The 23,793-nt window shown below is 64.6% G+C and carries 20 protein-coding genes; 17 read left to right on the forward strand and 3 right to left on the reverse strand.

Annotation, left to right across the window (positions count from 1 at the left end; all coding sequences use genetic code 11):
* The 11 genes from DGI_RS05010 to DGI_RS05060 all read left to right on the forward strand — a co-directional run bounded on the left by DGI_RS05010 (position 1) and on the right by DGI_RS05060 (position 11,559).
* Entirely contained in the window at positions 1-2,010 is a 2,010-nt protein-coding gene (locus tag DGI_RS05010; protein WP_021759664.1) for a CoB--CoM heterodisulfide reductase iron-sulfur subunit A family protein, read from the forward strand.
* The gene (locus DGI_RS05015; RefSeq protein ID WP_021759666.1) at positions 2,010-2,459 is read left to right on the forward strand and encodes a hydrogenase iron-sulfur subunit; all 450 of its coding nucleotides are present in this window, start codon (positions 2,010-2,012) and stop codon (positions 2,457-2,459) included. The genes DGI_RS05010 and DGI_RS05015 overlap by 1 nt, the downstream gene beginning before the upstream one ends.
* 22 nt (positions 2,460-2,481) lie before the next feature.
* Positions 2,482-3,447: a 4Fe-4S dicluster domain-containing protein gene (locus DGI_RS05020; RefSeq protein ID WP_021759668.1), complete on the forward strand. Its 966-nt coding sequence runs from the start codon at positions 2,482-2,484 to the stop codon at positions 3,445-3,447.
* An 11-nt stretch (positions 3,448-3,458) separates the two neighbouring features.
* Positions 3,459-4,658 (forward strand): 4Fe-4S dicluster domain-containing protein, encoded by a 1,200-nt coding sequence (locus DGI_RS05025; protein WP_407656289.1) that lies wholly within the window; start codon positions 3,459-3,461, stop codon positions 4,656-4,658.
* A 3-nt stretch (positions 4,659-4,661) separates the two neighbouring features.
* Entirely contained in the window at positions 4,662-5,495 is an 834-nt protein-coding gene (locus DGI_RS05030; RefSeq protein ID WP_021759671.1) for an FAD/NAD(P)-binding protein, read from the forward strand.
* Positions 5,496-5,504: 9 nt separating this feature from the next.
* Complete coding sequence (locus tag DGI_RS05035) at positions 5,505-5,975, forward strand: ferritin-like domain-containing protein (protein ID WP_021759673.1); 471 nt, start codon at positions 5,505-5,507, stop codon at positions 5,973-5,975.
* 262 nt (positions 5,976-6,237) lie between these two features.
* On the forward strand, positions 6,238-7,980 hold the full coding sequence (locus tag DGI_RS05040) for an aldehyde ferredoxin oxidoreductase C-terminal domain-containing protein (protein ID WP_021759675.1): 1,743 nt from the start codon (positions 6,238-6,240) through the stop codon (positions 7,978-7,980).
* A gap of 76 nt (positions 7,981-8,056) precedes the next feature.
* Positions 8,057-8,704 (forward strand): hypothetical protein, encoded by a 648-nt coding sequence (locus tag DGI_RS16940; protein WP_051286465.1) that lies wholly within the window; start codon positions 8,057-8,059, stop codon positions 8,702-8,704.
* A gap of 50 nt (positions 8,705-8,754) precedes the next feature.
* On the forward strand, positions 8,755-9,651 hold the full coding sequence (locus DGI_RS05050; protein ID WP_027193058.1) for a hypothetical protein: 897 nt from the start codon (positions 8,755-8,757) through the stop codon (positions 9,649-9,651).
* Positions 9,652-9,662: 11 nt separating this feature from the next.
* On the forward strand, positions 9,663-11,273 hold the full coding sequence (nadB, locus tag DGI_RS05055) for an L-aspartate oxidase (RefSeq protein WP_021759681.1): 1,611 nt from the start codon (positions 9,663-9,665) through the stop codon (positions 11,271-11,273).
* 31 nt (positions 11,274-11,304) lie between these two features.
* The gene (locus DGI_RS05060; RefSeq protein WP_021759683.1) at positions 11,305-11,559 is read left to right on the forward strand and encodes a glutaredoxin family protein; all 255 of its coding nucleotides are present in this window, start codon (positions 11,305-11,307) and stop codon (positions 11,557-11,559) included.
* Between the two features lie 109 nt (positions 11,560-11,668).
* Here DGI_RS05060 and DGI_RS05065 read toward each other — a convergent pair whose 3' ends face one another.
* Positions 11,669-12,475, reverse strand: coding sequence for a substrate-binding periplasmic protein (locus tag DGI_RS05065; RefSeq protein WP_158407289.1), 807 nt, complete (start codon positions 12,473-12,475; stop codon positions 11,669-11,671).
* A 139-nt stretch (positions 12,476-12,614) separates the two neighbouring features.
* A complete protein-coding gene (locus DGI_RS16945; RefSeq protein ID WP_021759687.1) occupies positions 12,615-13,034 on the reverse strand; it encodes a putative zinc-resistance associated protein in 420 nt (139 codons plus the stop codon).
* A 236-nt stretch (positions 13,035-13,270) separates the two neighbouring features.
* Between DGI_RS16945 and DGI_RS05075 the strand changes: the two genes are divergently transcribed.
* From DGI_RS05075 to DGI_RS05085, 3 genes are all read left to right on the forward strand, one after another.
* Complete coding sequence (locus tag DGI_RS05075) at positions 13,271-15,118, forward strand: ATP-binding protein (RefSeq protein ID WP_021759689.1); 1,848 nt, start codon at positions 13,271-13,273, stop codon at positions 15,116-15,118.
* Positions 15,115-16,503, forward strand: a complete 1,389-nt coding sequence (locus tag DGI_RS05080; RefSeq protein ID WP_021759691.1) for a sigma-54-dependent transcriptional regulator — start codon at positions 15,115-15,117, stop codon at positions 16,501-16,503. The genes DGI_RS05075 and DGI_RS05080 overlap by 4 nt, the downstream gene beginning before the upstream one ends.
* A 107-nt stretch (positions 16,504-16,610) precedes the next feature.
* On the forward strand, positions 16,611-17,084 hold the full coding sequence (locus tag DGI_RS05085; RefSeq protein ID WP_027193059.1) for a rhodanese-related (seleno)protein: 474 nt from the start codon (positions 16,611-16,613) through the stop codon (positions 17,082-17,084).
* Between the two features lie 161 nt (positions 17,085-17,245).
* Here the strand turns inward: DGI_RS05085 and DGI_RS05090 are convergent, their stop codons facing one another.
* Positions 17,246-18,472, reverse strand: a complete 1,227-nt coding sequence (locus tag DGI_RS05090; protein WP_034607439.1) for an HD-GYP domain-containing protein — start codon at positions 18,470-18,472, stop codon at positions 17,246-17,248.
* A 191-nt stretch (positions 18,473-18,663) separates the two neighbouring features.
* Between DGI_RS05090 and DGI_RS05095 the strand changes: the two genes are divergently transcribed.
* The 3 genes from DGI_RS05095 to DGI_RS05110 are packed head-to-tail and all read left to right on the forward strand — an operon-like array spanning position 18,664 to position 23,645.
* Complete coding sequence (locus DGI_RS05095; RefSeq protein WP_034607441.1) at positions 18,664-20,256, forward strand: hybrid sensor histidine kinase/response regulator; 1,593 nt, start codon at positions 18,664-18,666, stop codon at positions 20,254-20,256.
* A gap of 7 nt (positions 20,257-20,263) precedes the next feature.
* Positions 20,264-22,177 carry a PAS domain-containing protein gene (locus DGI_RS16950; RefSeq protein WP_021759696.1) on the forward strand — a complete coding sequence of 638 codons (1,914 nt, stop codon included), beginning with the start codon at positions 20,264-20,266 and terminating at the stop codon, positions 22,175-22,177.
* Between the two features lie 7 nt (positions 22,178-22,184).
* The gene (locus DGI_RS05110; protein ID WP_021759698.1) at positions 22,185-23,645 is read left to right on the forward strand and encodes a sigma-54-dependent transcriptional regulator; all 1,461 of its coding nucleotides are present in this window, start codon (positions 22,185-22,187) and stop codon (positions 23,643-23,645) included.
* Positions 23,646-23,793: the final 148 nt, after the last annotated feature.

The raw sequence follows: 23,793 nt of genomic DNA on the forward strand, positions 1-23,793 counted from the left end.
ATGAAAATTGGAGTCTTCGTCTGTCACTGCGGGTCCAACATCGCCGGCACTGTGGACGTAAAAGCCGTGGCCGCGCAGTCCCGGGCCCTGCCTGAGGTGGCCTTCGCCTCGGACACGATGTACGCCTGTTCCGAACCTGGCCAGCAAGGCATCATCGAAGCCATCAAGGAACAACACCTCGACGGCGTGGTGGTGGCCTCCTGCACCCCGCGCATGCACGCCCCCACGTTCATGCGCACCCTGACCCGCGCCGGCCTCAACCCCTACATGTTCGAAATGGCCAACATCCGGGAGCACGTCTCCTGGATCGGCAAGGACAAAACCGCCAACACCCAGAAGGCGGCGGATCTCATTGCCATGTCCGTGGCCAAGCTGGTGCAGAACAAGCCCCTCATCCCCAAAAGCTTCCAGATCAACAAGCGCGTGCTGGTCATCGGCGGCGGCGTGGCCGGCATCCAGGCGGCCCTGGACTGCGCCGATGGCGGGCTGGATGTGGTGCTGGTGGAAAAAACCACCTCCATCGGCGGGAAAATGTCCAAGCTGGACAAGACCTTCCCCACCGTGGACTGCTCCAGCTGCATCCTTGGCCCCAAGATGGTGGACGTGGCCCAGCACGACAAGATCACCCTCTATGCCGCCAGCGAAGTAGCTGAAATTGGCGGGTACGTGGGCAACTTCACCGTCCAGATCAAGAAAAAGCCCACCTATGTGGACTGGGAAGCCTGCACCGGCTGCGGCCTGTGCATGGAAAAATGCCCGGCCAAAAAGACGCCTGACAGCTTCAACGAAAATGTCGGCACCTGCACGGCCATCAACATTCCCTTCCCCCAGGCCATCCCCAAGAAGGCCAGCATCGACCCCAGCACCTGCATCAAGCTCACCAAGGGCAAGTGCGGCGTGTGCGCCAAGGTGTGCCCCACCAAGGCCATCCGCTACGACATGCAGGAAGAGATCGTCACCGAAAGCGTCGGCGCCATCGTGGTGGCCACGGGCTACGACCTGATGGACTGGACCGTCTACAGCGAGTACGGCGGCGGCAAATACCCCGACGTCATCACCTCGCTGCAGTACGAGCGCCTGCTCTCGGCCTCCGGCCCCACCGGCGGGCACGTCAAGCGCCCCTCCGACGGCAAGGAGCCCAAGAACGTCGTCTTCATCCAGTGCGTGGGCTCGCGCGACAAGAGCGTGGACCGGCCCTACTGCTCCGGCTTCTGCTGCATGTACACGGCCAAGCAGGCCATCCTGACCAAGGACCACATCCCGGATTCCCAAAGCTACGTCTTCTACATGGACATCCGCGCCCCGGGCAAACTCTATGACGAGTTCACCCGCCGGACCATGGAAGAATACGGCGCGCGCTACATCCGCGGCCGCGTGGCCATGGTCTACCCCAAGGGCGACAAGCTCGTGGTCCGCGGGGCAGATACCCTGGCCGGCGCACAAGTGGAAATCGACGCCGACCTGGTGGTGCTGGCCGTGGGCGCAGAAGCCGCCGCCGGTTCCCCCCAGCTGGCGGAAAAGCTGCGCATCTCCTACGATAAATACGGCTTCTTCATGGAGAGCCATCCCAAGCTGCGCCCGGTGGAAACCAACACCGCCGGCGTGTACCTGGCCGGCTGCGCCCAGGGCCCCAAGGACATCCCCTCCTCCGTGGGCCAGGGTTCCGCCGCCGCCTCCAAGGTGCTGGGCCTGTTCTCCAAGGACACGCTGCAAAGCGACCCGCAAGTCTCCTCCGTGGACATCAAGCGCTGCGTGGGCTGCGGCAAGTGCATCATGACCTGCCCCTTCGGGGCCATCAAGGAAGTGGACTTCCGGGGCCAGCCCAAGGCCGAGGTCATCGAGACCGTCTGCCAGGGCTGCGGCATCTGCACGTCCACCTGCCCGCAGGGAGCCATCCAGCTCTCGCACTTCACCGACAACCAGATCCTGGCGGAAGTCAACGCCCTGTGTCCGCCGGCATTGTCTGCAGACGCGGTGCTGCTGGAGCGCGTCAAGGAGGAGGTCGAGTAATGTCCCAGGAACTCAGAATCGTAGGCTTTCTCTGCAACTGGTGCTCCTACGGCGGCGCGGACACGGCCGGCGTGGGCCGGTTCACCCAGCCCACGGACCTGCGCGTTATCCGCGTGCCCTGCTCGGGCCGCATCGATCCCCTGTTCATCCTGAAGACGCTGGTCAACGGCGCCGACGGGGTGCTGGTTTCCGGCTGCCACCCGCGCGACTGCCACTACGCGGAAGGCAACTTCTACGCCCGGCGTCGGCTGGAAGTGGTGCACCGGTTCATGCCCATCCTGGGCATCGACCCGCGCCGCTTCTCCTACACCTGGGTCTCCGCCTCGGAAGGCCAGCGCTGGCAACACGTGGTGACCACCTTCACCAACGAGATCCACGCCCTGGGCCCCGCGCCCAAGATTGCCGGCAACCCCATGGAAAAACTCGGCGCGCTGGCGCAGGCCGTGTAAGGCCGAACAAGGGAGGATGACCGTGTCTCATCTTGAACAACTCAAGGCCGCCATCAAAGAACGGCTTCCGGAGCTGGAGATGGTCATTGGCTGGGGGCAAGGCTTCGACGCCCTGCACGCCACGCCCATCTTCATGAAAACCCCCGAGGACGTGGACAAGCTCCTCTGGGGCCCCCTCAACGTGCACAACACCGCCACCTACCTCACGGCCTACAAGGGCAAAAAGGTGGGCGTGGTGGTCAAAGGCTGCGACAGCCGGTCCATCATTGAGCTGCTGCAGGAAAAACTGCTCAACCGGGACGATGTGGTGGTCTTCGCCGCGCCCTGCAGCGGCGTGGCCGATCTGACCAGGATCAAAAAATCGCTTGAGGCCAAGGGATTGGATATGGGCCGCGTCAAGGCCGTAGCCGTGGCGGGCGACACCCTCACCCTGTCGGTCGCCGGGCAGGACGTGGCCCTCTCCCTCAAAGCCGTGGCTGCAGACAAATGCGGCCGCTGCCAGTACCACAATGCGCTTGTCTCCGATGTGTTCGTGGGCGAACCCCTGCAGGAAAGCGCCGCCGACAACTACGACGACTTGGCGGAGTTCGAAAAGCAGTCCATGGACGACCGCATGGCCTACTGGAAAAAGGAAATGGAGCGCTGCATCCGGTGCTATGCCTGCCGGAACGCCTGCCCCATGTGCGTCTGCCGCGACCACTGCATTGCCCAGAGCCGTGAACCCGGCTGGGTGAGCCAGCGCGACGACGTGTCTGAAAAATTCTTCTTCCAGATGATCCACGCCATGCACCTGGCCGGCCGCTGCACCGAGTGCGGCGAATGCCAGCGCGTCTGCCCCGTGGACATCCCGCTGCTGTTGCTCAAGCGCAAGCTGAACAAGGAAATCAAAGAGCTCTTCGACTACCAGGCCGGGACCAAGATCGACGCCAAGCCGCCGCTTTTGGCCTTCAAGGTGGAGGAAGAGAATATCAATGAGAGAGGGTGGTAATGGCCAATCCCATGAAATTCCTCCCCGCCGACAAGCTCGCCACCTGGCTGGAAGAGCAGGCCAAGACCCGCAAGGTCCTTGCCCCCGTCAAAGAGGGCGACGCTGTGGTCTTCCGTCCCCTGGCCAAGGATCGCCCCCTGGTCCTCGACCGTCAGGCCACCCAGCCCCCCAAGGGCACGGTGTTCCCGGCCTGCGAAACCCTGGCGGCCTTCAAATACAAAAAGCACCCTGAAAACCTGGGTCAGGTGGACGTGGTGGTCAAGGAAACCATCCACCCCGACGCCACCCTGGTCTTTGGCGGCCGGCCCTGCGACGCCCGCGGCTTCCTGATCTTCGACCGCGTCTACCAGGGCAAGACCGTGGACGACCCCTACTACCAGGCCCGCCGCGCCGCCACGGTGTTTGCCACCCTGGTCTGCACCAGCGCCGAAAACGCCTGCTTCTGCCACGAAGTAGGCAGCTCCCCGGCCGATCCCGCCGGCTCCGACCTGCTCTTCACTCCCGTGGAGGGCGGCTATGTGGTGGAAGCCGTGTCCGATCGCGGCAAGGAGCTCCTGGGCTCCAGCCTGATGACCGACGCCGCGGCCAAGGCCTCGGCCGCCGAAGCCGTCAAGCAGCAGGCCGCCGCCGAGCTGGATCAGGCCCGTCCCCTGGACGGCGCGCCCAAGGCCCTGCTCTCCCTGTTCGATAACATGGGCTTCTGGGAAGAAGTCTCCGCCAAATGCATCAGCTGCGGAGCCTGCACGTACCTGTGCCCCACCTGCTACTGCTTCAACATCACCGATGAACGCAGCGGCATGGTGGGCGAGCGCCTGCGCACCTGGGACAACTGCATGAGCTCCCTGTTCACCATGGAAGCCAGCGGGCACAACCCCCGGCCCACCAAGGCGCACCGGCTCAAGAACCGCGTGGGACACAAGTTCAGCTACTATCCCACCATTCACGAGTCCATCATCGCCTGCTGCGGCTGCGGCCGATGCATCAAGCTGTGTCCCATGAGCGTGAACATCCGCGAGATCGTCCACAAGGCCCTGGACGCCGCCCCTGCGGCAGCAGCCGAAACGCCTGCTCCCGCGGCGGCCCCGGCTCCTGCCCCGGCTCCTGCAGCAAAGCCGGCAGCCGCCACGCCTGCGCCCGCGGAGAAGGCCTCGGCCAAGCAGAAGGCCCACGGCAAGACCAAGGCCGCCAAGGCCAGCAAGAAGGGAGCGTGATTCATGACCCTGCCCAACCCGTATCTCCCGGAAATTGCGACGGTCATCGAAACCGTCCAGGAGACGCCCAACATCAAGACGTTTCGCGTGCGCCTGAACAATGAAGAGCGCATGAAGAACTTCACGTATCAGCCCGGCCAGGTGGGGCAGCTCTCCGTCTTCGGCGTGGGCGAGTCCACCTTCGTCATCAATTCGCCGCCCACGCGCATGGACTATCTGCAGTTCAGCGTCATGCGCGCCGGTGAGGTGACGGCCAAACTGCACACCATCAACGCCGGGGACCAGATCGGCGTGCGCGCCCCCCTGGGCAACTGGTTCCCCTACGAATCCATGAAAGGCAAGAACATCGTGTTCGTGGGCGGCGGCATCGGCATGGCCCCCCTGCGCACGCTCATGCTGTTCATGCTGGACAACCGCAAGGACTATGGCGACATCAGCCTGCTGTACGGCGCGCGCTCCCCGCAAGACATGGCCTTCCAGTACGAACTGCCCGAGTGGACCACCCGCGCGGACATGAAAACCGTGCTGACCATCGACCGCGAAGCGCCCGGCTGGGAACACACCGTGGGGCTCATCCCCAACGTGCTCACAGAAATGGCGCCTTCGCCCAAAAACTGCGTGGCCATTACCTGCGGCCCGCCCATCATGATCAAGTTCACCCTGCAAGCCTTGAAAAAACTGGGCTTCGAGGACGACCAGATCATCACCACCCTGGAAAAGCGCATGAAGTGCGGGGTGGGCATCTGCGGACGTTGCAACATCGGCACCAAGTACGTGTGCGTGGACGGCCCGGTGTTCACCTACGCCCAGCTCAAAGAACTGCCAAACGAGCTTTAAGGAGTTGTCATGGCTCAGTTTTTCAGTGCATCTGAAATCGCCAAGGCGGCGGTGGAAATAGAGAAGAAAGGCCAGGAATTCTACCGTCGCGTGGCCTCCAACGCCAAAACGGAGACGCTCAAGGCCCTCTTTGAGCATCTGGCCAAGGAAGAGATGCGGCACGAGCGCATCTTCTCCGACTTGCTGGCCCGGCTGGGCGCGGTGGAACTGCCGGCCTGGAGCAATGCTGAGGAATACGCCATGTACGTGAACGCGCTCATCGAATCGCATGCGCTGTTCACCGGCGGACTGGCGGAAAAATACATGGCGGAAGCCACGGACGATAAAACCGCCATCCGCATGGCCATGGCCTTCGAAAAGGACACCCTTCTGTTCTTCATGGAAATGCGGGAGCTGGTGCCTGCCTCGGAGCAGGAATTCGTGCAGCAGTGTATCGACGAAGAACGACTGCACCTGCGGCAGCTCAAGGCCATGCTGTAAGACTGGGATAATGGTGGTGCAGCGCCCCTGCACCACCTTGTTCGATTCGGCGCCGAATCGCAAGACAGGTACGAAGGCCAGACAAACTGCAAGTTTGATGTACTACAGAGAAGCATCACTATGTATGCCTCAAAAAGCATAGTGAAATTTCGCAAATACTGCTTGCATTTTGTCCGGCTAGTTCTATGATCAAGGCTCATTTGTCACCTATTGCATACCTTGGGTGTGCATGACATTCGCAATGCGTCTCAAAGGAGGCACCATGGACAAGATTCTTCGTATCGATGTCGGCGCTGAAGGCGGTCCCAAACTGACCACGCTTCCCGTGGGCGAATATGCCGGCCTGGGTGGCCGCGCCATGACGTCCTGCGTGGTGAGCAAGGAAGTTCCCGCGGACTGCCACCCCCTGGGACCTGAAAACAAGCTGGTCATCGCGCCCGGCCTCATGAGCGGCAGCGCCGCCGTCATTTCCGGCCGCCTCTCCATCGGCTGCAAGTCCCCCCTCACCGGGACCATCAAGGAATCCAACGCCGGCGGCCAGGCTGCCCAGTATCTTGCCCGCCTGGGCTACGCGGCCATCATCCTCGAAGGCCAGCGCAAGGGCGACGATGTGTACAAGGTGGTCATCACCAAGGACGCCGTGACCATCGAGGTAGACAACTCCCTCAAGATGCTGCCCAACTACGACCTGTGCGACAAGCTCAAGCCCGTGTACGGCGAAAAAGTGGCCATCATCTCCATCGGCACCGCCGGTGAAATGCTGATGTCCAACTCCTCCATCGCCGTGACCGACCCCGAATTCCGTCCCACCCGGCATGCCGGCCGTGGCGGCGTGGGCGCGGTGATGGGCTCCAAGGGCATCAAGTGCATCGTGGTCAACCCCGAAGGCACCTCCATGCGCAAGCCCGCCAACGACGAGCAGTTCAAGACCGCCAACAAGGCGTTCCTGGAAGGCCTCAAGCGCCACGCCGTTACCGGCCAGGGCCTGCCTGCCTACGGCACCAACGTGCTCACCAACATCCTGAACGAAGCCGGCGGCTACCCCACCTACAACTTTGCCCAGGGCCGCTACAAGGACCACGCCGACATCTCCGGCGAAGCCCAGGCCCAGCTTGAAGAAAAGCGCGGCGGCGCCGGCGCTGCCACCCACGGCTGCCACCGCGGCTGCTGCATCCAGTGCTCCGGCACCTACTACGACAAAGACGGCAACTACCTGACCAAGCAGCCCGAGTACGAAACCGTCTGGGCGCATGGCGGCAACTGCGGCATCAACGACCTGGACGTCATCGCCAAGCTCGACTTCATGGATGACAACTACGGCTTCGACACCATCGAAATGGGCACCACCATCGGCGTGCTCATGGAAGCTGGCGTCATCCCCTTCGGCGATGCCGAAGGCGCCATCAAGCTGGTGGAAGAAGCCGGCAAGGGCACGCCCATGGGCCGCATTGTGGGCGCCGGCACCGCCACTGCCGCCCGCTGCTACGGTCTTGAGCACGCCCCCGTGGTCAAGGGCCAGTCCATGCCCGCGTACGACCCCCGCGCCGTCAAGGGCGTGGGCGTCACCTACGCCACCACCACCCAGGGCGCGGACCACACCGCCGGCTACGCCGTGGCCACCAACATCCTGGGCGTGGGCGGCAAGGTTGACCCCCTGACCCCCGTGGGCCAGGCTGAACTCTCCCGCAACCTCCAGATCGCCACTGCCGCGCTGGACGCTACCGGCTTCTGCCTCTTCGTGGCCTTCGCCATCCTGGATCAGGGCGACACCTTCAATGCCATGGTGGACACCATCAACGGCATGTACGGCCTGAGCATGGACGGCAACGACGTGGTGGATCTTGGCAAGAAAATCCTCACCTGGGAACGTGACTTCAACACCGCCGCGGGCTTCACCAAGGCCCACGACCGGCTGCCCAGGTACTTCTCCCGCGAGCCCCTGGCTCCTCACGGCGTGGTGTTCGACGTGCCCGCCGATGAACTGGACAAGGTCATGGAATTCTAGGTCCGTCCGGCCTACACACCACCTGCAGGGGAGGCCGCTTGGCCTCTCCTGCAGGGCTTTTTTGCAGGAAGGTCCCATGCTGCCCACCTTACAGGACGTGTCCGATGGCGCAGCCGCCATCCCCCCTGGCGTCATCCCGATCAACCCGCCTGCCCTGTCCTTCCACACCACGCAGCCCGAACAATTTCAGCAGCTGTTCCAGGATCACTTCTATGTGGCCTGCGAGGACAACTGCACCATCCGCGAGTTCCTCTGCGAACAAATGCATGTCTGCGGTGATTACACCCAGCGCCGCGTCCAGACCGTCTTCCTCAACGGCCACCCCGTGGACGATATCGACACTGCCCGCATCACCGCCGGCGACACCGTGGCCCTCTCCAGCGCCATGCCCGGCCTCATGGGCGCCATGATGCGCACCAACAGCCCCTTCAAACAAATGCGGGACACCATCAGCCTCAAGGATGATGCCCGGCAGGAAGATGCCCCGGGCAGGCAGTGTCTGGTGCGCATGCGGCTGTTCAACTTCCTGGCCAAAGAACTGGCAGGACTGTTTGTGGACAACGGTTTTTACATTGAGACCGACGCCTTCCAGCATTTTGTGGACCGGCATACCCCCGATCTGGAGCAGGTGCTGCTGGACCGGGATCCCATTCCCTGGCCCTGGAACGTTGCACCCAATGCGCCGATGATTTTCGTCAAACGCACGGTTGCCCCTGAACGCTGAGTGATCTATGGTGTAGATTCCATTCCACAGCGCACGCACTGGAGCCGCCCATGTTCTCCATCGCCCCGCACGATGATGCCCAGGCCCCCATGCCTTCCCTGGCTTCCCTGGCTTCCCTGGCCTCGCTGGCCGGCGATGGGCTTCTGGGTCTGGCCGGTTCGGAATTCATGACCTCCGCCGCCAGCGCTCCCAGCCTGCGGTTCCAGAAACCGGCGCTGTTTCTGCTCTCCAGCCTCTTCCGGGCGGACTACCTGGGCAAACGCGCCCAGGTGTCCGCCCTGCCGCTGGCCACGGTGGCCCGCTCCAAGGTGCTGCTGTACACCGGCGAAACTCTGGATCAGTTCGACCTGGATGTCCTCATCTACTGCGCCCAGCAACCCCGCGCCGCCACGGGCTGCATGGTCGCCCCCGGGCAGTTGCTCAAGGAACTGCACCTGCGTCACGACGAGCGCAACCGCTCCCGCATCTTCGAAAGCCTGGCCCGCCTGCACGGCTGCTGCCTGGAATTCCGCAAGGGCGGCTACCGCTACATGACGCGCCTGCTCAACCGCCTGCTCCTGGACGAAGACGCCACCAGCTGTCTGGTGGAAGTGAACGACGAAATTTTGCAGACCCTGGGCCGCAGCCCCCAACATGGCGCCCGCCGCCAGGATCGCTATGCCCTGGGCCGCGAGGGCCTGGACAAATGGCTGTATGGCGCCATGGGCATCTTTGCCGCCGGCTTTGAAGCCGACGTCTCCCGCCTGCAGCAACTGGTGGGCCTGGAACGCCGCTCCCTCAAGGCCTTCCTGGACGACCTGACCCGGGCCCTGGAACGCCTGCGCGCCGCAGACTGCATCGCCGGCCATGAACTGGCCCTGGACGGCCCGGCCCCCCGCGTGGTCATCTGCGGGCAGCGTCATCAAACCATCAACGCCTGCGGCTTCTTGCAGCAGGCCGCCGTCTGAGCGGGGCTTTCATGCCAACTGCCCGTCTTTCCTGCCAGGCGCTGGTTATCGGTTCCGGCATTGCCGGCCTCACCTGCGCCCTGGAACTGGCCGACGCCGGCTTTGACGTCGTCGTCCTCACCGCCGGCGAAGAACCCGACGACGGCAACACCGCCTATGCCCAGGGCGGCATTGTCTACACCAGCCCCAACGACTCCCCCTCCCTGCTGGAAAAAGACATCCGCAAGGCCGGCTGGGACCACAACTACATCAAGGCCGTGCGCTTCCTGGCCCGCCAGGGACCTGCCGCGGTGAAAGACATCCTCATCGACCGCGTCGGCATCCCCTTTGCCCGCAAAACCGGCGGCCCCGAGCTGCAGGACGGCGAGGCCGAATTCGACCTCACCCGCGAGGGCGGGCACTCCGTGTTCCGCGTCCTGCATTGCGCAGACTACACCGGCCGGGCCATCATGGACGGGCTGATCAAGACCGTGCAGGCCTCCACCTCCATCCGCCTGCTCTGCGGCCGCACGGCTGTGGACCTCATCACCAGCCATCACCACACCTGCGCCCTGCAGTTCCGCTACCAGCGCGTCAACGAGTGCCTGGGAGCCTACGTCTACAACAACGCCACCGGCGTGGTGGAAACCATCCTGGCAGACTTCACCGTGCTGGCCACGGGCGGTATCGGGCGCATCTTCCAGCACACCACCAATGCGGATTGCTGCGTGGGCTCGGCCATCACCATGGCCTCACGGGCCGGCGCCAGCCTGATGAACGTGGAATACATGCAATTCCACCCCACGGCGCTCTACCACCGCAGCAAGCGGCGGTTCCTCATCACCGAGGCCATGCGCGGCGAGGGCGCCATCCTGGTCAACAGCGCCGGCGAACGGTTCATGACCCGCTACGACAAGCGCCTGGAGCTGGCCCCGCGCGATATCGTCTCCCGCGCCATCGTGGAAGAGCTGCACCGCTCGGATGAGGAATGCGTGTTTTTGGACTGCCGCACCGTGCCGCACGACCTGCCCACCCGCTTCCCCACCATCTACAAGCAGTGCCTGGAGCATGGCATCTCCATCATGAAGGAGCCCATCCCCGTGGTGCCGGCGGCGCATTACCACTGCGGCGGTGTGCTGGTGGATCTGGCCGGCCGCACCAGCCTGGAACGGCTGTATGCCGTGGGCGAATGCAGCTGCACCGGCGTGCACGGGGCCAACCGTCTGGCCAGCACCTCCCTGCTGGAAGGCCTGCTGTGGGGCCACACCGCGGGAGAACACATCGCCCAGCAGCTGCACCGGCGCAAGCATGCGGAAAAACTACTGCTTGCCTCCATCCGGGACTGGCAGCACCCCGGCGGCCGCCACGATGAAGACCCCGCCCTCATCGCCCAGGACTGGGCCACCATCCGTAACACCATGTGGAACTATGCCGGGCTGATGCGCACGGAAATGCGGCTCAAGCGCGCCGCGGACGACCTGAATTCCCTGGTGCTGCATCTGGTGGAATTCTACAAGCGCACCCCGCTCTCCAAACCCCTCATCGACCTCTGGCACGGCAGCTGTGCCGCCTCCATCGTGGCCATGAGCGCCCTGCGCAACAAGGAAAGCAAAGGCTGCCATTACGTGGAAGCATCCGCATAAGCCTTCCGTCAGCCATCACCAAGGAGCTCCCATGCACCCGCCAGTCATCATCTACGCCCTCTCCACCTGCGTACACTGCACCAAGGCCAGGGAACTGCTGGACGAACTCATCGACGGCGACTACACCTGCCATTATGTGGACCGCCTGACCGGGGACGACCGCAACGACCGCATGCGTGAACTGCGGCTCCTCAACCCCACCCTGTCCTTCCCCACCATCCGCATCGGGGACACGGTGATTCTGGGCAACAAGGACGTTGAGATCCGCGCCGCCCTGGGTGTGTAGGGCATTTTACGTTTGAAAAAGGACATTGCGAGAGGGGAAACCTTTTTGCAAAAGGTTNAAAGGGTTTCCCCCGAGAACTCCTTTCAAAGATAACTTGCCCTAGCCGCTGCTACTCCGACGCCTCGCCGGGCGGCGGCGTCGGCTCCCAGTCTTCCAGGTTGTACTGCGCCAGGATGGCCGCCAGCCGGCCCGAAGTCCGCAGGCGGCGGAGGCCTTCGTCAAACAGACGGGCCAGCTGCTCGGATTCCGGCAGGGCCTTTGAAAAGCCCATGAAGATGCGCTCGAACCTGTCCTCGGGGGCCAGGGTCGCCAGCTGCACCATGTGGATGGCTTCGCGGCGCAGCAACTCCCAGCGGACAACCAGCGGGTCTTCATAAAATACGTCGATGCGGTCCCCAAGGAGCTTGGCGATGTTCTTCTGCACCATGTCCTCCCCGGCCAGAGGCTGCACGGCCTCGGTGCCGCGATGGGCCGCGATGTAGGCGTCCAGCTCCTCGTCATAGGTGCAGGTGTCGCACACGCCCAGGCGCACGCCGCGCAGGGAGTCTACCCCCGTGAAGGTCCAGGCAAACCCCCTGCGGACAAACCACGCATAGCCGGACCAGCCGATGGCCTCGTCCGGGAAGACGAAATCCGGCTTGCGGTCCTCGCCCGCGCCGATGATGGCGTGGATGCGCCCGCCCTTGCACTCTTCCAGCGCCCTGCTCCAGGACGTCAGCGCATAGTCGATATGGTAGCCCTGGGGCTCGAAAATCTCCCGGATGAGCTCCACCATGTAGCCGGGCCGGGCATCGTCCGGCTCGCCGTTATATGGCATCCACATGTCCGCGCGCACAAGCAATGTCTGCTCCGCCCGGCACGGCAGCACCGTCGCCAGCAGCATGCACCATATCCCAACCACACACAGCCACCGCATCCTGCCCTTCCTTTGCTGCAACATTCCCCCATCCTTTTTGTTCAGGTGACAGATTTTCCCCAAAAAGAAAACGCCCCAAACGGGGCGTTTTGCTAAGGGTGGCAGGTATGGAGGGAGGGGAAGGGAAATGTGGGATTCGTTACATACAGCCTTTGCCCATGCCGCCGCAGCCGCCACCACCGCAGCCGCCGCCCATCATGCCGCCGCAGCCGCCCATGCCGCCGGCAATGCCGGCCTTTTCGGCGGCGTCACGGAGCTTCTGGTGGGTGTCGAAAATCTTTTCGCGCAGCAGCCGGGCCTTGGCGGTATCGGGATTCTGGGCGCTGAGCACGGCTTCCAGTTCCGTGGCGTCCGCTGCCAGGGAACGGCGCAGGGCAGTGGTCTCATCCTGGAACTGCTTGAACTTGGCCAGGGCTTCCGGATCCGTGGCGTTGCCGGCCATCATGCCGCAGCCAGATCCCTGGCCATGGCCGCCGCGATGTTGCATGGCCAGGGCCGGCATGGCAAAGGCCAGACCCAACAGCAGGAGCATGGCGAAGATGGAAAGACGGGATTTCATGGAGAATCTCCTTGGAGGTGTGCGGTTGTCGAGGAGCGTTGGTGCGTGCAGAAGCTACAGCAAAGGCCGGGCCAACCTGCACCGAAAGCAGCAGCACATTGAAATGATTGGCATGTTTTTCGCTGTACCCCTGGCACGTCGGCCAGGGACAGGTTCCACTGTAAAGTAACTATGCAACCTGCGTCCGAACATGATAAGTAACTGTACAACTGTCGCGTTTCTTCGCAGGAGCATGCATGCGTTCCCCCACGCCTTCCCCTTTTGCCGCCGGCCTGCCGGCCACCGCCTGGGCCGTGGCCGGGGCGGCGCTCATCCTGGCGCTGGTGGTGGGCATCATGGCCTGGATGAGCGCCCATCGGGCCAAGCAGGCCATGTCTTCCCTGTTGCTGGAAAAGGGGGAGGCCATCATCACGGCCGTGGAGGCCGGCGCGCGCACCGGCCTGCGCGGACACCGCCGGGGCATGCCGGCCGAAGAACGGCTGCAAATCCTCCTGGAAGAGATGGCCGCCCAGCCCAACGTCCTGTTTCTGGCCCTCACCGACGCCCGCGGCAGGCTGCAGCTGCATTCCGGCAGTCAGGAAATCGGCGGACAATTGTGGAACGAAGCCGACATGGCCGCCCTGGCTCCCGGCTGCGCGCCACAATGGCGCATTGTGGAAGCGCCGGACGGCAAGCAGGCCTTTCTCGTCTATCGGGCCTATTCCCCCCTGGCTCCCCACTGCTCCCCGGCCATGCGCGCCCAGCTTGCGGACCATCCGCCCGGTGCCCGCCTCGGCTGGTGCAGCGTGGACAACGGCACCTGCCCGGACCCCTCGACCGGGCACGCCCTGTTCGTCGGGCTGGACATCACCCCCTTTGACGCCGCCCGCCGCGACGACCTTCGCAACACCGCCCTGCTTTCCCTGGCCCTCCTGGTGCTGGGAGGCGGCGGGGTGGCCAGCCTGTTCTGGGCGAGGGATGCCCGGCAATCCCGCCTGCTGCTGGCCCGATCCCAGACCCTGGCCGCCGAGGCCCTGACCCAGATGCCTGCCGGCTGCCTGGTGGTGGACCCCTCCGGCCGCATCGACCGCTGCAACGCCACCGCTGCCGCCATGCTGGGCCTGGCCTGCGATCAGACCGGGGCCGAAGCCGGAGCCCGAACCGCCATCGACCACCTGCCCTCTGAACTGGCTGAGGCCATCCGCCCGGTGCTGCAGGAGGGACTTGCCGTGGATCGCGAACTGCTCCTCACACGCCCCGACGCCGAGCCCAGGCCCGTGCAACTCACCGTCTCGGCCATGCCGCCAGGCCCGGGAACACCGGAACAGGACGCACCGGGCGGGGCCTTGGTGATCCTGCGTGATCTGACAGACATGAAACGCCTGCAGGACGCCGTGCGCCGCCGCGACAAGCTGGCCGCCGTGGGTTCCCTGGCCGCCGGCGTGGCGCACGAGATTCGCAATCCCCTGGGGGCCATCAAGGCCGCGGCCACCTTTTTCAGCGGCCAGTTCCCCGCCCACAGCGACGGCGACCGCATGGCCGCCCTCATGCTGCGGGAGGTGGATCGTCTCAACCGGGTGGTGGGCGAACTCCTGGAGCTGGGCCGTCCCTCGGGTGCCTCCCTGCGCGAGGTTGCGATTGGCGACGTGGTCGATCGTTGCATCTCCCTGCTACGATTCGACTTGGAGCAACAGCACATCGCAATCAACAATGCGATTCCTCCAGACTTGCCTGCGATCCATGGCGATGCCGACAAGCTCCTGCAAGCGCTGCTCAATCTCATGCTCAACGCCATGGAGGCCATGCACCGCGTGGAGGACCGGCCCCGCGTGCTCACCCTTGCCGCCCGGCTGGAGCCCGCCGGCGCAGCGCACACCGTGGTCCTGGAGGTTCGGGATACCGGCCCCGGCATTCCCGACGACTTGCTGCCCACGCTGTTCACCCCCTACGTCACCACCCGGCCCCAGGGCGCCGGGCTGGGGCTGGCGGTGGTGCAGCAGATCATGGAAGCGCATCACGGCGAAGTCCGGCTGGCCAATGCCGTGCCCGGTCCGGGTGCGGTGGCCGCCTTGCGCTTTCCCGGCGTTGCAAAGGAGTACGCATGAGCATGTCACGCATTCTGGTGGTGGATGACGATCCCGGCCACCTCGAATCCCTGAGCCTGCTGCTCAAGGGCTGGGGCTATGCCGTCACGCCGGCCACGCGGGGGGAGGAGGCCGTCTCTCTGGTGGAGCAAGGCCCCTTTGACGCCGTGCTCATGGATGTGCGCATGCCCGGCATGTCTGGCGTGGAGGCCCTGACGCGCATCAAGCAGCGCAACCCGGCCGTGCCGGTGCTCATCATGACGGCGTATTCCTCCGTGGATGCCGCGGTGGAGGCCCTCAAGGCCGGCGCCTATGACTACCTGACCAAGCCGCTGGATTTCGAGCTGGTGCGCCTGGCCCTGGATCGAGCCCTGGACCACACCCGCCTGAAGGAGGAAAACGCCAGCCTGCGCGCCTTGTTGCCGGATGCCTTCGATCCCGGTCAGCTCATCGGCGTCAGTCCGGCGTTGCAGGAAGCCCTGACCATGGCCGCCGTGGCCGCCCGCAGCGAGGCCGCCACCCTGGTGACTGGCGAATCCGGCACAGGCAAGGAGCTTATCGCCCGGGCCGTGCATGCCAATTCCGCCCGCGCCCGGCGGCCGCTGGCCACCCTCAACTGCGCGGCCCTCACCACGTCGCTGCTGGAATCCGAACTCTTCGGCCATGAGAAGGGCGCCTTCACCGGGGCAGACAAGCGCCGGGAAGGCCGCATCCTCCAGGCCGACGGCGGCACGCTGTTTCTGGATGAAATCGGCGAGCTGGACGCACTCATCCAGGCGAAATTACTGCGCGTCCTCCAGCAGGGAGAACTGCAGCGCCTGGGCAGCGACGACGTGATTACCGCGGATGTGCGCATCATCGCCGCCACGAATCGGAATCTGGAGGCCGAAGTGGCCGCCGGGCGGTTCCGCCAGGATTTATTCTATCGTCTCAATGTGTTGCACATCCACGTCCCGCCCCTGCGCGAACGACAGGAGGACATCCCGCTGTTGTCGCAGCACTTTCTTGGAAAGTTTTCCGCCAAGTACGGCAAGGCGCTGAAGCGCTTCACCCCCCAGGCCATGGACGCCCTGGTGCGCCATCCCTGGCCCGGCAATGTGCGGGAGCTGGAAAATGCCATCGAACGCGCGGTGTTGCTGGCGGCCGGGGACTACGTGAGCGACCGCGAGCTGCCCCTGGCCCTGCGCCAGATGGCAACGAAGGCGAGCGCGAGCGTGGGGGGCAGCGAGCCGCCCACGCCCGCCACGGCGCCGTCCCTGGCCGGCCGCCCCCTGGAAGACGTGGAAAAGGCCGCCATCCTGCAGACCCTGGCCCAGACCGGCGGCAACAAAAGCGAGGCTGCCCGGCTGCTGGGCATCTCCCGCGTCACCCTGCACAAGAAACTGCAGGGGTATGGGGTGGATTGATCGTCGCCTGCCGTCGAATTTGGATTGGAATCACGACTATTATTCCGTATACCGTGGTCGCGCATCGCACGACGCGATGTCACGCCTTCCCAAGGAGCACCGCCGCCATGACACTGCACCGCGTATCCCTCTCCCCCCGCACCCTGCTGTGGCTGACCCTGGCCCTGGCCCTGATGCTGGCCCAGGTCGTGCCGGCCCTGGCCGCGTCCAAGGACGCGCCGGCGCCCACCAAGGAAATGATCGGCCGCATGACCATCGAGGAGCTGGCCGGGCGGCTGGACGATCCGGCCATCGTCATCCTGGATGCCCGCACCGGCTCGTCCTGGGAGCATGAAAAGACCAAGATCAAGGGAGCGGTGCGCCACGAGCCGCGCCAGGCCGGGGAATGGGCCAAGACGCTGGACAAGTCCAGGCATTATGTCCTGTACTGCACCTGCTATGATGAATCCACCAGCCTGCGTGTGGGCCTGAAGCTGCTGGAAAACGGCGTGCCGCACGTCTACGCCCTGGTGGGCGGCTGGGACGCCTGGGTGGACGCCGGCCTGCCCGTGGAACCCAAGGAGGCCGGCAGCGCGCCGTAGAGCATTTTACTCTTGAAAAAGAACATTGCGAGAGAGGAAACCTTTTNAAAAAGTCTTTGGGAAGGGGGCCAGCTTTTGAAGGGCGGAAGAACATTTCTTCAGACAAGGGTTCCCCCGAGAGTTCTTTTCAAAAACAACGTGCTCTAGCGAGCGTCGCGTCCTCACCCCACCAGGGGGGTGACGTCCAGTTTGTAGTCCCGCGGGTCCAGGCAATCCACGATCTTGCGGGCGCGGGGGCCTTGCAGGGTCTTTTCCTGCGCCAGATCCACCAGCACCTGCGATCGCGGCCGCATGCGTTCGTCAAAGGCCACCTTCACCAGGGGCAGCAGGGGCAGGGACGGGTTGGCCGCCACCACCACGCCGTGGGAAAAATCCGAAAGCCGCACCAGACTGCCCACGGGATAAATGCCCACGGTTTTGATGAACCGCTCCACCATGCCGGGGAAGAAATCCTCCCCGCGCATGTTGTACATGATGGACAGGGCCTTGTTGGGCAGCATGCCGCCTTTGTACACCCGGCGGCTGGTCAGGGCGTCATAGACGTCCGCCACGCTGATGATGCGCCCGAAGAGGTGCACGGCCTCGCCGGTCAGCTTGGCCGGATAGCCGCAGCCATTGCATTTTTCGTGATGTTCGAGGATGCCGCGCAGTACGGCGGCGTCCTTGATGCCGCTGGAGGCGCATAATGCGTACCCGCGCTCCGGGTGCGACTTGATGACCTCGAACTCTTCCGGACTCAGTTTGCCGGGCTTGTTGAGCACGTGCTGTGGAACGCGCTGCTTGCCCAGGTCGTGAAACAGGCCGGCCAGCCCAAGGAGCCGCAGCGTGGATTTCGGCAATTGCAGGGACTTGCCGAAGGACACGCTGAGCACCGAGACATTGATGCTGTGCGTGTACGTGTATTCGTCGAAGGTCTTCAGCTTGGTGAGGGAGATGAGGGCATCGTCGCTGCGCAACAGGGACTCGATCACCTGCTCCACCAGGACTTCGCAGGCGGCGATCTCCGGCATGGAGCCGTCACGGGCAGCGTCGAGAAACATGCGGACATTCTGCATGGCCTCGGCATACAGCCGCCTGGCGGTGTTCATCTCCCCGCGCAAGGCGTCGTGCCGGTCAAGCATGATCTTGGCTTCCGACCAATCGCCTCGTTCCGGGGCGGCCAGCACGCCGTCGGCCATGTGCTGTTCCGGGGTGCGGCCGTCGTCCTCGAACACGTAGGTGCCGCGGGCCGGATCCACGAAGACATCCGTATAGCCTTCCTTCACCAGCGAATCCACGAGCTCCTGGCTTGTCACCAGGCCTTCCTGGGCGTATAAATTCGGGTGTTCCAGCCAGGACAGGCCGGAATCGGCAATGAACATGCCCACCTTGAGATCACCGACGCACATTTTCTTCACAAGATGCTCCCTTAGAGCTGACGGCGTGCCGGGAACTCTAGCAGATTTTTTCGACATGACAATGACATATCTTCCCACACACCCATTGCGGCCACGGCAGCGCCCCTGCCACAATGTTGTGCCGCCCTCTTGATGCATCTCGGCGTTTCAGGCACCTTCACAGGATACCGAGGACAATGGGCATGGCAGAAGTGGAAATCATGATTGTGGACGACGAACGCATCGTCGCCCTGGACATCAAGAATACCCTGGAACGCCTGGGCTACAAGGTTCCGGCCATCTGCTCCACCGGCGAGGAAGCCGTGGAAAAGGCGGCAGAGCTGACGCCAGACCTCATCCTCATGGACATCAAGCTCAGGGGCGAGATGGACGGGGTGCAGGCAGCGGAGCTCATCCACACGCGGCAGGGGACGCCCATCATCTTCCTCACCGCCTATTCCGACGAAAAAACGCTGGAACGCGCCAAGCTCTCGGAGCCCTTCGGCTACCTCATCAAGCCCTTTGAAGAACGCGAGCTGCATTCCAACATCGAAATCGCCCTGTTCAAGGTCCGCGCCGAGCGGCAACTGCGCTCGGCCAAGCAGACCGCCGAACGCGCCAGCCAGCACAAAAGCGCCTTTCTGGCCAACATGAGCCACGAAATCCGCTCGCCCATGAACGGCATCATCGGCATGACCGAACTGGCCCTGGACACGGACCTCACCGACGAACAGCGCGACTTCCTGGAAACCGTGCGCGACTCGGCGGAAACCCTGCTGCGCATCATCAACGATATCCTGGATTTTTCCAAAATCGAAGCCCGCAAGATGGAACTGGCCAAGGTGGATTTCGACCTGCGGGCCACCCTGGACAAGGCCCTCAAGCCCCACCGACACGCCTGCGAACGCAAGGGCATCTTCTGTTCCCTGCACATCAGCCCGGACGTGCCTCCCCGTCTGAACGGCGATCCCGGCCGCCTGGGGCAGATCATTGGCAACCTCGTCTCCAATGCCGTCAAATACACCGACGCCGGCGGCGTGGAGGTGGAGGTGAACATGGTCACCGTACCCCTGAGCCGCGAGGAGGTGGAGGCCAGGGCCAGGGCCATGCAGCCCAGCCCGGTGAAGCTCCTGTTCTCCGTGCGCGATTCCGGCCTGGGCATCCCCCAGGAAAAGCACCGCGAAATTTTTGAATGCTATCTCCAGGCCCCCACGGCCCGGCAGTATGGCGGCACCGGGCTGGGGCTGGCCATCGCCAAGGAACTGGCGGAGATGATGGCCGGCGCCATCTGGCTGCGCAGCCGGCCGGGGCTGGGCTCCACGTTTTACTTCACCGCCACCTTCCAGCCGCCGGCCGTGCTTGCGCCGCGTCCGGCCGCAGCCGAATCCCTGCCTGCCGGCAGCGCCCGCTGTCTGGAAGTACTGATGGTGGACGACAACATCGTCAGCCAGCGTCTGGCCGTGCGGCTGCTGGAAAAGCAGGGCCACCAGGCAGTGTGCGCCGGCAATGGCCTGCAGGCCCTGGACGCCCTGCAGACCCGACGCTTCGACATGGTGCTGACCAACATCCAGATGCCGGAAATGGATGGCCTGGAACTGCTGGAACACATCCGCAACGGCGCCGTGCCCGGCCTGTCTCCCAGCATTCCCGTGGTGGCCATCACCGCGCATGCCCTCAAGGGCGACCGGGAACGCTTTCTCGCCGCCGGCATGGACGGGTACATCGCCAAACCCGTGAACGCAGCCGAATTCCAACGCGTACTGACCCAGGTGGCCAGCAGGCTCCCTGCCGAGTAAGGCTCCCGTGTCCGCACCAGAAAAACCGCCCGATCTCGGGCCGCCTCTTCCGGGGCAGGACACGCTGGCCCTGTATCGCCTCATCGCCAACCTGTTGCCCGTGGCCGTGGCCATCACGGATCCGCAAGGCCGCATCGTCGAGGCCAACGCCGCCGCGGCCGCCATCTTCGACCGACCGCGGGAACAGCTCCTCGGCCACGAGGTAACGGCCGCGCGCTGGCCGATGTTCCAGCAGGATGGTTCCCCCCTGCCCCCGCACGCATCTCCCGCTGCCGAAGCACTGGCCCAGGGCGCGATGCGCGGTCCCGCCTTGCTGGGTATGCGCCGGACGGATGGCGCCATGGCCTGGCTGCGCACCTGGGCCGCGCCCATCCCGCTGCCGGGCTACGGCGTGGTGCTGGTGGCCCAGGACGAAACAGCCCACTGCGCCACAATGGACGCGCTCCACGCCCGCGAACAGCGATATCGCCTGGCCCTGGTGGCCGGCGGCCTGGGCAGCTGGGAATGGAACATGGCGGCACGCACGCTGCATCTGGACGTCTTCCTCAAGCAGATGCTGGGCTTTGCCGAGACGGAACTGCCCTCCACCGTGGACGCCTGGGCCGCCCGCATCCATCCGGATGATCGGGAATCCGTTCTCGCTGCAGCCCGCGCCCATGTGGAAGGCGCGCTGGATGTCTTCGAGATGGAACACCGCATGCTCCACAAAGACGGCCGCATCCTGTGGTTCCTCACCCGGGGCGCGGTGGTGCGGGATGACGCCGGCAAACCCTTGCTGTTCCGCGGCACGCATGTGGATGTCACCCATTTTCGCCACGCCCGCGAGGCCGCCGCCAAAGGCGAACGTCTGGCCCAGTCCATCACCGACAACCTGCCCCTGGGACTGGCGGTGATCGATTCGCAGCGACACATCGTGCTGGCCAATCACAAGCTGCGGCAGTGGTATCCCCACGTGGATTTCGACTCCCTGCCCCAATGCCGGCTGCTGCTGCCCACCCTGGCCCAGACAGCGCCCTGCCCCTGCGAGACGACCGGCTGCTGCCGGGACACCCCTCGGGAACTGCATCTGGACGTGCCCCTGCCCCACGGCATGCGCACCCTGCGCTTCTCCTTCTGCCCGCTGCCCACGGCGGCCCCTGGCGGGCAGGACGTGGTGCTGCTGGTGGAAGACGTGACCGAAAAGCTGGCCGTGGAAGCCCGGCTGCACCGCGCCCAAAAGCTGGAAGCCATGGGCACCCTGGCTGCTGGCATCGCCCACGAGATCAACCAGCCCCTGAATGCCTTGCAGCTGTACGGCAGCGGCCTGGAAATGCTGCTGGAGAGCAACCCCAGCCTGCCCGTGGCCACCATTCGGGAACGCATCGGCCTGATGTTGCAGGAGGCCAACAAGGTGCGCGACATCATCAACCACATGCGCGCCCTCTCCCGCCTGGACACTCCGGCCGCCATCCAGCCCGTGGACATGGCAGCCTCGGTGCGCAGCGCCCTGCAACTGGTGCGTGCCCAGCTTGCCGCCCACGGCATCGAACTCGCCCTGCACCTGCCTGCGGCGCTGCCGCACGTCCTGGCCAGCCCCGTACAACTGGAGCAGGTGGTCATCAACCTGGTGGTCAACGCCATGCAGGCCCTGGATACCCTGCCCGTGGACCCGCTGCGCCCGAAACTCATTCGCGTGGAGGGCTGCGCCCGGGGTGGACAGGTCCTGCTGATCGTGGAAGACAATGGCCCTGGCCTGGGTGGACGCCAGGACCGGCTGTTCGATCCGTTCTTCACCACCAAGGACGCCAGCCTGTGCATGGGGCTGGGATTATCCATCGTGCACAGCCTGGCCCGCTCCTGGGGCGCGGACGTGCTGGCCGAAGCCGCCGCCGGACAGGGAGCCCGTTTCTCCCTGGTACTGCGCGCGGCCGACCCGTCGTGAGGTGCCCATGCGCGTGCTGGTAGTGGATGACAATCCCAACAGTCTCAAAAGTCTGGAAGTGGTCATCGCCGACCTGGGCCACTCCCCTGCCGCGGTTGCCGGCGGGCAGGAGGCCATGGCCGCGCTCCGGCGCGAACGCTTTCCCCTGGTGGTCACGGACATCCGCATGCCCGGCATGGACGGCCTGGAGCTGCTGACGGCCATCAAGACGGACCCGGCCTGCAGCACCTGCGACGTGGTGCTCATCACCGGCCACGGCGACATGGAAACCGCCATCGAAGCCCTGCGCAAGGGCGCCTATGACTATCTGAACAAACCCATCAATGCCCGCGAACTGGCCGCCGTCATCGAACGCGCCGCGGAACACCAGGCCCTGCTGCGCGAAAATCAGGCCCTCAAGGCCCCCGTGGAGCAGCATGTGGCCGCCGCCACGACCAGCCTGCGCCAGGATCTGGACCAGGCCCGCAAACTGCTGCGGAAGCATGCCGGCCTGGACGGCGTGGTGGCTGCCGCCCCGCGCATGCTGCAGCTCTTTGACGAAACCCGGCTGTTCCATGCCAACCCGGATGTGCCCGTGCTGCTGGAAGGAGAAACCGGCGTGGGCAAGGAAGTCCTGGCCCGGGCCATCCACTTTGGCGAATCCGGGTGCGATCAGCCCTTCATTGCCATCAACTGCGCCGCCATCCCCACAGAGCTGTTCGAATCCGAACTGTTCGGCCACGATCCGGGTGCCTACACGGGCAGCGCGCCCCGCGGCGCCCTGGGCAAGATGGAACTGGCCGGCCAGGGGACCCTCTTTCTGGACGAAATCGCCGAACTGCCCCTGACGCTGCAACCCAAGCTGCTGCGGGTGCTGGAGGAACGCACCTTCTATCGCGTGGGCGGCGTCAAGCGGCGGCAGTTCAAGGCCCGTGTCGTCTGCGCAGCCAACCAGGGTCTGGAGCAACTGGTGCATGCGGGCCGGTTCCGGCGCGACCTCTTCCACCGCCTCAAGGTGGGCCATCTGGTCATCCCCCCGTTGCGGGAACGCCCCCAGGATATCGAGGCCCTGGCCCGTCACTTTCTGCAGCGCGAAGCCGTCAAAAAGCGCAAGGCCTTCCGCTCCCTGCATCCGGACACCCTGGCCCTGCTCCAACGCTGCTCCTGGCCGGGCAATGTGCGGGAACTGGAACACGCCATCGAACGCGCCGTGCTCCTCTGCGACGATACGGTGCTGCGGCCCGAGCACCTGTCCTTCCTGGCCTCTCCCGCCACCGCCTGCACGGAGACAACGTCCCTGCCGCCCTCGTCCATCCTGCACCTGCCCCAGGCCCTTCCGGAAGAGGGGCTGGACCTGGAAGCCCTGACCGCGCACATCGTGGAACAGGCTGTGGCCAAATTCCATGGCAATAAGAGCCGCGCCGCGGCATATCTGGGCATCTCCCGCTTTGCCCTGCACCGCCGGCTGCAAAAAGAGCCCGGGCGATAACGCACAGCGCACAGGTATATGTGCGAAAACGCACCCTCGCCGCCGACGCATGCCGGGGGTGCCCCAGGGTGATTATCCCTATCAATTCGGATTGTTGCCCGAATATCACCCCGTGGCGAAATTTGGCACGCCAGATGCATAAAGAGCC

Source organism: Megalodesulfovibrio gigas DSM 1382 = ATCC 19364 (genome assembly GCF_000468495.1).
GTDB classification, from domain to species: Bacteria; Desulfobacterota; Desulfovibrionia; order Desulfovibrionales; family Desulfovibrionaceae; genus Megalodesulfovibrio; species Megalodesulfovibrio gigas.

Bases quoted from the DNA above. Each gene is read 5' to 3' on its own strand.
- DGI_RS05010 (WP_021759664.1), top strand. From the start codon at position 1: ATGAAAATTGGAGTCTTCGTCTGTCACTGCGGGTCCAACATCGCCGGC.
- DGI_RS05015 (WP_021759666.1), top strand. From the start codon at position 2,010: ATGTCCCAGGAACTCAGAATCGTAGGCTTTCTCTGCAACTGGTGCTCC.
- DGI_RS05025 (WP_407656289.1), top strand. From the start codon at position 3,459: ATGAAATTCCTCCCCGCCGACAAGCTCGCCACCTGGCTGGAAGAGCAG.
- DGI_RS05030 (WP_021759671.1), top strand. From the start codon at position 4,662: ATGACCCTGCCCAACCCGTATCTCCCGGAAATTGCGACGGTCATCGAA.
- DGI_RS05035 (WP_021759673.1), top strand. From the start codon at position 5,505: ATGGCTCAGTTTTTCAGTGCATCTGAAATCGCCAAGGCGGCGGTGGAA.
- DGI_RS05040 (WP_021759675.1), top strand. From the start codon at position 6,238: ATGGACAAGATTCTTCGTATCGATGTCGGCGCTGAAGGCGGTCCCAAA.
- DGI_RS16940 (WP_051286465.1), top strand. From the start codon at position 8,057: ATGCTGCCCACCTTACAGGACGTGTCCGATGGCGCAGCCGCCATCCCC.
- DGI_RS05050 (WP_027193058.1), top strand. From the start codon at position 8,755: ATGTTCTCCATCGCCCCGCACGATGATGCCCAGGCCCCCATGCCTTCC.
- nadB (WP_021759681.1), top strand. From the start codon at position 9,663: ATGCCAACTGCCCGTCTTTCCTGCCAGGCGCTGGTTATCGGTTCCGGC.
- DGI_RS05060 (WP_021759683.1), top strand. From the start codon at position 11,305: ATGCACCCGCCAGTCATCATCTACGCCCTCTCCACCTGCGTACACTGC.
- DGI_RS05065 (WP_158407289.1), bottom strand. From the start codon at position 12,475: ATGCGGTGGCTGTGTGTGGTTGGGATATGGTGCATGCTGCTGGCGACG.
- DGI_RS16945 (WP_021759687.1), bottom strand. From the start codon at position 13,034: ATGAAATCCCGTCTTTCCATCTTCGCCATGCTCCTGCTGTTGGGTCTG.
- DGI_RS05075 (WP_021759689.1), top strand. From the start codon at position 13,271: ATGCGTTCCCCCACGCCTTCCCCTTTTGCCGCCGGCCTGCCGGCCACC.
- DGI_RS05080 (WP_021759691.1), top strand. From the start codon at position 15,115: ATGAGCATGTCACGCATTCTGGTGGTGGATGACGATCCCGGCCACCTC.
- DGI_RS05085 (WP_027193059.1), top strand. From the start codon at position 16,611: ATGACACTGCACCGCGTATCCCTCTCCCCCCGCACCCTGCTGTGGCTG.
- DGI_RS05090 (WP_034607439.1), bottom strand. From the start codon at position 18,472: ATGTGCGTCGGTGATCTCAAGGTGGGCATGTTCATTGCCGATTCCGGC.
- DGI_RS05095 (WP_034607441.1), top strand. From the start codon at position 18,664: ATGGCAGAAGTGGAAATCATGATTGTGGACGACGAACGCATCGTCGCC.
- DGI_RS05110 (WP_021759698.1), top strand. From the start codon at position 22,185: ATGCGCGTGCTGGTAGTGGATGACAATCCCAACAGTCTCAAAAGTCTG.